Here is a 7,129-nt window from a genome sequence, read left to right as displayed (position 1 = left end):
CTTTTTCCAGGCGGCGGTCGCCAAACCGTCCCAGCACCAACTCCATGCAAACGCCTCCATCTAATCTCCCCACAAGGAATCAGACGGCAAAAGCCTATGCAACTACGATGTGTGAATGTCGTAGCCCTGAGGGAGAGGGCGCGCGCAGAGTGCCTGGAAAGGCTGCTGAGATTCCGCTGTGTGTGTCCCGAGCCTTGCGGCAAGGAGCACCTCTCCCCGGCAGGGAGAGGTCGGACCGAAGGTCCGGGTGAGGGGAAAGCCCTCAGCGCGGGAATTCCAGGCCCATTTCGCGGTAGCGTTCCGGGTCGTCGGCCCAGTTCTCGCGCACCTTCACGAACAGGAACAGATGCACCGGCTGCTCGATGATCTCGGAGATCTCGTTGCGGGACAGCTGGGAGATGGTCTTGATCGTCTGGCCCTTGCGGCCGAGGACGATGCTCTTCTGGCTGTCGCGCTCCACATAGATGGTCTGCTCGATGCGGACGGAGCCATCCTTGCGCTCCTGCCAGAGTTCCGTTTCCACGGTCGAGATATAGGGCAGCTCCTGATGGAGCCGCTCGAACAGCTTTTCGCGGGTGATTTCGGCAGCAAGGATGCGCAGCGGCAGGTCCGAGGGCTGGTCTTCGGGGAAGAGCCAGGGGCCTTCGGGCACCTTTTCAGAGAAATAGGACAGGATATCGTCCGTACCCGAACCGTTGAGGGCGGAGACCATGAAGGTGCGCTCGAACCGCAGCTTCTCATTGGCCGCCTGGGCAAGGTCCAGAAGCTTGTCCCGCTTGGTGAGGTCGATCTTGTTGAGGATCAGCACCTTGGGCGTCTGGATGGCTTCCAGCTTTTCCATGATGGCTTCGGCTTCCTCGTCGATGCCCTTACGGGAGTCGATCAGAAGCGCGATCACATCCGCGTCGCGGGCGCCGCCCCAGGCGGTGTCGACCATAGCCCGGTCAAGCCGGCGCTTGGGCTGGAAGATGCCCGGTGTGTCGACAAAGACCAGCTGCGCCTTGTCGTGCATGGCGATGCCGCGGACAATGGCGCGGGTGGTCTGAACCTTGTGGGTGACGATGGAGACCTTGGTGCCCACCAGCTGGTTGATCAGGGTGGACTTGCCCGCATTCGGGGCGCCGATCAGCGCGATGATGCCTGCGCGCGTGTCCCCGGGCATTGCGGCCAGAGGCTCGGGCAGGGGCATGTCGAAGCGCGGGGCGTCAAAACCCTCATCCTCTTCGTCCTCATCATCAAGAAGCTCTTCCTCGTGAAGTGCATCTTCATGAAATTCATCATCTTCGCGGCCTTCACCGGCCGTGTTGCTGGTCTCGTTCAAGTCTGGTCCTATTCGTTCCACACGCCTTCACGGCGCAAGACGGCTTCCGCCGCATTCTGTTCTGCAATTCGCTTGGATCCGCCGCGGCCTTCGCCCTGGGCAAGGCCCTGCACGGTCACGCCGACGACGAAGGTCGGGGCGTGGTCGGGGCCATCCCGGCTGATCACGTCATAGCGCGGCGTCGGCAGGCCACGGGACTGGGCCCATTCCTGCAATGTGGTCTTGGCATCGCGCAACTGACCGCTCAAGGATAGCATACGCGGCGTCCAAAGGCGCTGCACGAATGCTTCGGCTGCCGGAAACCCGCCATCGAGGTAAATTGCGGCAATCACGGCCTCGCAGATGTCGGCGAGAAGGGCGGTCTTCTTGCGTCCGCCGGTCTGCGCCTCGCTCTGGCCGATGCGCATGGCGTCGCCGATCTTCAGTTCCACGGCGATCTCGGCGCAGGTCTCGCGCTTGACCATATGGTTGAAACGGCGGGCCAATTCGCCTTCGTCCGCGTTCGGAAACTGCTTGTGCAACATAGCGGCCACGACAAGGCCGAGCACCCGGTCCCCCAGGAACTCAAGCCGCTGATAGCTGCCATTAACGCTGTCCGATGGATCCAGCGCGCTGGCATGCGTCAGGGCTACGGTCAAAAGTTTAAGGTCGGCAAAGGTATGGCCGAGCCTCTGTTGAAGGCTGGCCATGATCCTCGCCGTATCGTCGCGCGACATCGCTGCGTCCTTGATACGTTGTCAGTTACGGGTCCGGTCAGATGCCGGAGAGCAGGCGGCTCCAGCGGACCGACCACGGCCACTTCCAGAACATCCATGCGGCATTGCCCTCTTCAACGGAGAAGAAGATCACTTCGGCGCGGCCCACGAGGTTTTCGAAGGGCACGAAGCCGACGCCGCCTTCCATCGGAGAGACACGGCTGTCCGTGGAATTGTCACGGTTGTCGCCCATCATGAAGTAATGCCCCGGGGGGACTTCATAGACCCGGGTGTTGTCCAGGCTGCCGGTCTGGGTCAGATCCAGCGTGTCATAGGTCACGCCGTTGGGCAGGGTTTCGCGGTAGCGGGCGACCCGCTGAACGCCATAACCGGTGTTCTCGATATAGTCATCGATGCGTTCGCGCTTGACCGGCTCGTCATTGATGTAAAGCACGCCTTCACGCACCTGGATGCGATCGCCGGGCAGACCGACAACGCGTTTGATATAGTCGACAGACGTGTCGCGTGGCAGCTTGAAGACGACGACATCGCCACGCTCTGGCTCGGAACCGATGATGCGGCCATCGAACGGCATGAGCGAGAAGGGCAGGCCAAGGGACAGGCTGGAATAGCCGTAGCTGAACTTGGAGACAAACAGGTAGTCGCCAATGAGGAGCGTGTCCTTCATCGAGCCGGACGGAATGTTGAACGGCTGGAACAGGAAGGTCCGGACGATCAGGGCAAGAGCCAGGGCCTGAACGATGATCTTGACCGTTTCATAAAGGCCACCGTCTTCGTCCTTCTTGTTTTCCGTCGCGCTCATGTCTGTCCTTGGATGAATTGCAGGGCCGGAAAGGGCCGTATTGGGTCAATGTATGGGTGCCGAATGCTGCGCCTGTCTTAGACGCTCGGGGCGTCCGAGGCAATCAGAACCCGATGCCGGGCAAGGGGCATTTTAGCTGGTTTCTGGCGGCTCCGGCCAGCCGGCGGGCCAGGCGCTGATCACGACAAAGGCCTGGGCAAGCGGATAGTCATCCGTGATCGTCAGGTCGATGCGGGCCTTGAACCCTTCGGGAGCCATGCGTTCAAGCCTTTCGGCTGCGCCGCCCGTGAGGGCCACGGTGGGCTTTCCGGAGGGCAGATTGACCACGCCCATTTCCCGCCAGGCAACGCCCATCCGGATGCCGGTGCCAAGCGCCTTGCAGCAGGCTTCCTTGGCGGCGAAGCGTTTGGCATAGGAGGCGGCACGCTCCTTGCGCTTGTCTGACTTGGCTTGTTCGATCTCGGTAAAAACCCGGTTGGTGAACCGGTGGCCGAACCGTTCGAGCGTCTTTTCAATCCGCCTGATGTCGATCAGGTCGCTGCCAATACCTAGAATCATGCCGGGTTCCGATCAGATGCTGGGGCTGTGCCTATGGCTGTTTCAGATGCACAAGGTTGTGCTGCGGGCATGGTTTATCAAGGTCTGCTTCGGGTTTGCACCCTCGGACCTTGCGGCGGACGTCACTGGGAGGATCTGCCCTGGTCTTCATCTTCAATGGATGCGCCACAGCGCCGCCGGTCCATCGTGTTGCGTCTGCGCAGCTGATAGACCTCCACGCTTTTGTAAACGATGACATAGCAGACCGCGCCGCAGATAAGGCCGAGCGGAACCGCTCCGACCATCATCGGCTTGAGCATCGGCAGCAGAACATCCAGAGACTTGGTCAAAAGACGCTGCTGAAATTGCTCATGAACTTCGCCATGGGCCCGCACAGCTTCCCCGTGAAGGATCCAGCTGCCGAGCTTGTAGGTCGACGCCCAGATGAAAGGAAATGTCAGCGGATTGCCGACAGAGGTTCCCAGAGCCGAGGCGATGAGATTGCCGCCGATCACATAGGCAATGGCAAAAGAAATGAGGAAATGAAAGCCGATCAGCGGTGTGAAGGAGGTAAAGGCGCCTGCCGCAAACCCCAGCGCGATTGCGTGAGGGGAGGCGGTCAGGCGCAGAACGCGTTTGCCGTAGTAGCGTGTGGACCGCACCCAGCTGTGCCTTGGCCACACTGCAACCCGCAGGCTTTCAATCCGGGTAGGCTTCTGGCGTCGGCGGAAAAGCATTGCTGGGCCTTTGTCTGGAGAAAGGGCGCCTGGCCGAAGGCTCAGGCGAGACCCCTGCTACCGGGCTTCACAGCAGGAATGGCGGCCAGTTCCGGCGGAAGTTTGTCTGCCTCGTAGGCGGGAACCTTGTAATCGGCAAGCGCGATGATCGGTACGCCTGCATCGGCTTCGCCTGCGGAGCGGTCGATCAGGCAGGCGACAGCCAGCACCTTGGCACCCGCCTTGGTGAGCGCGTCGACGGTCTCGCGGCTAGAGAGGCCCGTGGTCACGATGTCCTCAACGACAATCACGCGGGCGCCTTCAGGCATTTCAAAGCGGCGCAGCCGGAACTCGCCGTCCTCGCGCTCGACCCACATGGCCGGAACCTTCATGTGCCGTGCGGTTTCATAGCCGGGGATCAGGCCACCCAGAGCCGGAGAGACGATGTAGTCGATCTGGCCAAGGCCGGAGGCTTGGACCTTCTCCGCAAGCGCCTTGCAAAGCACTTCCGTCTTCTCCGGATACATGAACACGCGGGCCTTCTGCAGAAACACGGGGCTGCGCAGGCCGGAGGAAAGGATGAAATGTCCTTCCAGGATGGCACCTGCATCGCGGAACTGCTGCAAGACTTCGTCGCGTGTCATGAGAGGGGTACGTCCTTCTTGTCCTGTCCCGGAACTTAACCGTTCACACGGGAAACGCTCGATACATTCGGTTTGGACCGGAGCTGGTTGATGATCCGGTTCAGGTGTTTCAGATCCCATACTTCAAGATCAATGATCATCTCGTGAAAATCCGGCGCCTTGCGCATCATTTTCACGTTGTCGATGTTGCCGCTGTTCTCGCCGATCACCTGGGCGATGGTGGCGAGCGATCCCGGCTCGTTGACGGAATTGATGGCCAGCCGCGCCGGAAACCGCTCCGGATTGTTTATATCGATGTCCCAGCGCACATCTACCCACAGATCCGTATGCTCATCGAATTCCTTGAGCGCCGGAGACTGGATCGGGTAGATCGTCAGCCCGCCGCTCGGCTGGAGAATGCCGACAATCCGGTCGCCCGGAACGGCCCCGCCATTGGGGGCGAAGGTGACGGGAATGTCTCCCGACAGGCCGCGGATCGGAAGAGACGGACCGAATGTCTCGTCGTCCTGACTTCCGTCCTGATCGATCTCCGTGGAGGGAATGCGGAACTTGAGACCCGCGCCCTTTTCCAGATCGAACCAGCCGTCTTCAGGGCGGGCTTCGATGTGATGGACACGCCGGTCCTGGTAATCCGGGTGGGCGGACTTCAGAACAGCCTGGGCATTGATTTCGCCCCGGCCGACGGCCGCCAGCAGATCCGCGATCGTATCCTGGTGATGTTCGGACAGAACCGCTTCGAGCAGATCTTCGGAATAGACCTTCTCTGCCCGCGAAAACGCACGCTTGAGAATATGCTCGCCGAGCGCGCCATATTGCTTGCGCACGGATTCCCGCGTGGCGCGGCGGATCGCAGCCCGCGCCTTGCCCGTGACCGCAATGGATTCCCATGCCGGCGGCGGCGTTTGCGCCTGCGAGCGGATGATCTCCACCTCGTCACCGTTCCTGAGCGCCGTGACCAGCGGCATGATCTTGCCGTTGATCTTGCAGCCGACGCAGGTGTTGCCAACGCCGGTGTGAACCGCATAGGCGAAGTCGATCGGTGTCGCGCCGCGCGGCAGGGCGATCAGGCGGCCCTTCGGCGTGAAACAGAAAACCTGGTCGTGGAACAGTTCGAGCTTGGTGTTTTCCAGAAACTCTTCCGGAGTATCGCCGTCCGACAGCATGTCAATGGTCCGGCGCAGCCACTCGAAAGCCCGGCTGTCATCCGTGTGCCTGGCGATGTTACGCCCGCCCATCTCGCCGTCCTTATAGAGGGCATGGGCGGCAATACCGTATTCGGCAACCCGGTGCATGGCGACGGTCCGGATCTGCAACTCGACGCGCTGGCGGGAGGGCCCGACGATGGTCGTGTGGATCGAACGGTAATCGTTCTGCTTCGGAGTGGAGATGTAATCCTTGAACCGGCCTGGAACAGTTGGCCAGGCCGTGTGGATGACCCCGAGAACGCGGTAGCAGGCCTCGACCGTGCCGACGATGACCCGGAAGCCGTAGATATCCGAAAGCTGCTCGAAGCCGAGGGACTTCTGCTGCATCTTGCGGAAGATGGAGTAGGGGCGCTTTTCCCGGCCCTTCACGGTGGCGGCCATGCCGCGTTCCGCCAGGCGTTCGGTCAAGGTCTCCTCGATCTCACGGATCAGGTCCTCATTGGTCGCCCGCTGTTCGTTGAGGCGCTCGGAGATGGTCTCGAAAGCATCGGGGTTGAGCGTGCGGAAGGCAATGTCTTCCAGCTCCTCGCGCATTTCATGCATACCCATGCGCCCGGCCAGAGGCGCATAGATTTCCATGGTCTCCTCCGCGATGCGTCCGCGCTTGTGCTCGGGCATGTGGTGGAGGGTGCGCATGTTGTGCAGGCGGTCGGCGAGCTTGACGAGCAGAACCCGCACGTCATCGGCAATGGCCAGAAGCAGCTTGCGGAAGTTCTCGGCCTGTTTTGCCTGCTGGGAGACGAGGTCCAGCCGCTTGATCTTGGTCAGGCCCTCGACCAGCTTGCCGATTTCCTCGCCGAAGAGCGTATCGATCTCGGTACGGGTCGCATCCGTGTCCTCGATCGTGTCGTGCAGGAGAGCGACGGCGATGGTCGCGTCATCCAGGCGCATGTCCGTGAGGATGGCGGCCACTTCGAGCGGATGGGAGAAATAAGGATCGCCGGAAGCGCGCATCTGATGGCCGTGCTTCTGCATGGCGTAGACATACGCCTTGTTCAGAAGGGCTTCATCCGCCTCGGGATTATAACGGGTTACTCGTTCTACGAGCTCATATTGGCGCATCATGGCCGGAACCGACTTAACTGGACCGACTCGTCTGACAGCCGGAGAACAGAGACCGGCAAGTCTCTAAATGTTGCTGAGTGAAAAACAGGCGGCTGCATGCCGCCTGCTTCAAAGTCTTGCTGA

General features: G+C 61.0%; 7 protein-coding genes. All 7 read right to left on the bottom strand.

Translation table 11 applies throughout. The features are described 5' to 3' along the window. Positions 1–262: 262 nt before the first annotated feature. Entirely contained in the window at positions 263–1,189 is a 927-nt protein-coding gene (gene era / locus IG616_RS22415) for a GTPase Era (protein WP_192151141.1), read from the bottom strand. Between the two features lie 140 nt (positions 1,190–1,329). Next, a complete protein-coding gene (gene rnc / locus IG616_RS22410; RefSeq protein WP_073010201.1) occupies positions 1,330–2,037 on the bottom strand; it encodes a ribonuclease III in 708 nt (235 codons plus the stop codon). A gap of 37 nt (positions 2,038–2,074) precedes the next feature. Beyond that, entirely contained in the window at positions 2,075–2,839 is a 765-nt protein-coding gene (lepB, locus tag IG616_RS22405; RefSeq protein ID WP_192151135.1) for a signal peptidase I, read from the bottom strand. Positions 2,840–2,971: 132 nt separating this feature from the next. After that, positions 2,972–3,397 carry a holo-ACP synthase gene (acpS, locus tag IG616_RS22400; RefSeq protein ID WP_192151133.1) on the bottom strand — a complete coding sequence of 142 codons (426 nt, stop codon included), beginning with the start codon at positions 3,395–3,397 and terminating at the stop codon, positions 2,972–2,974. A gap of 122 nt (positions 3,398–3,519) precedes the next feature. Continuing rightward, a complete protein-coding gene (locus IG616_RS22395; RefSeq protein ID WP_192151131.1) occupies positions 3,520–4,113 on the bottom strand; it encodes a DUF2062 domain-containing protein in 594 nt (197 codons plus the stop codon). A gap of 41 nt (positions 4,114–4,154) precedes the next feature. Then, a complete protein-coding gene (gene pyrE, locus IG616_RS22390; protein WP_192151130.1) occupies positions 4,155–4,736 on the bottom strand; it encodes an orotate phosphoribosyltransferase in 582 nt (193 codons plus the stop codon). Between the two features lie 35 nt (positions 4,737–4,771). Beyond that, the gene (locus IG616_RS22385; protein ID WP_192151128.1) at positions 4,772–7,006 is read right to left on the bottom strand and encodes a RelA/SpoT family protein; all 2,235 of its coding nucleotides are present in this window, start codon (positions 7,004–7,006) and stop codon (positions 4,772–4,774) included. Positions 7,007–7,129 lie beyond the last annotated feature (123 nt).

It is taken from the genome of Roseibium litorale, assembly GCF_014842915.1.
GTDB classification, from domain to species: Bacteria; Pseudomonadota; Alphaproteobacteria; order Rhizobiales; family Stappiaceae; genus Roseibium; species Roseibium litorale.
This window is presented reverse-complemented; position numbering and strand designations above follow the sequence as displayed.

What these genes read in the sequence shown, in the direction of transcription:
- era (WP_192151141.1), bottom strand. Translation starts at nt 1,189, where the DNA reads ATGCCCCTGCCCGAGCCTCTGGCCGCAATGCCCGGGGACACGCGCGCA.
- rnc (WP_073010201.1), bottom strand. Translation starts at nt 2,037, where the DNA reads ATGTCGCGCGACGATACGGCGAGGATCATGGCCAGCCTTCAACAGAGG.
- lepB (WP_192151135.1), bottom strand. Translation starts at nt 2,839, where the DNA reads ATGAGCGCGACGGAAAACAAGAAGGACGAAGACGGTGGCCTTTATGAA.
- acpS (WP_192151133.1), bottom strand. Translation starts at nt 3,397, where the DNA reads ATGATTCTAGGTATTGGCAGCGACCTGATCGACATCAGGCGGATTGAA.
- IG616_RS22395 (WP_192151131.1), bottom strand. Translation starts at nt 4,113, where the DNA reads ATGCTTTTCCGCCGACGCCAGAAGCCTACCCGGATTGAAAGCCTGCGG.
- pyrE (WP_192151130.1), bottom strand. Translation starts at nt 4,736, where the DNA reads ATGACACGCGACGAAGTCTTGCAGCAGTTCCGCGATGCAGGTGCCATC.
- IG616_RS22385 (WP_192151128.1), bottom strand. Translation starts at nt 7,006, where the DNA reads ATGATGCGCCAATATGAGCTCGTAGAACGAGTAACCCGTTATAATCCC.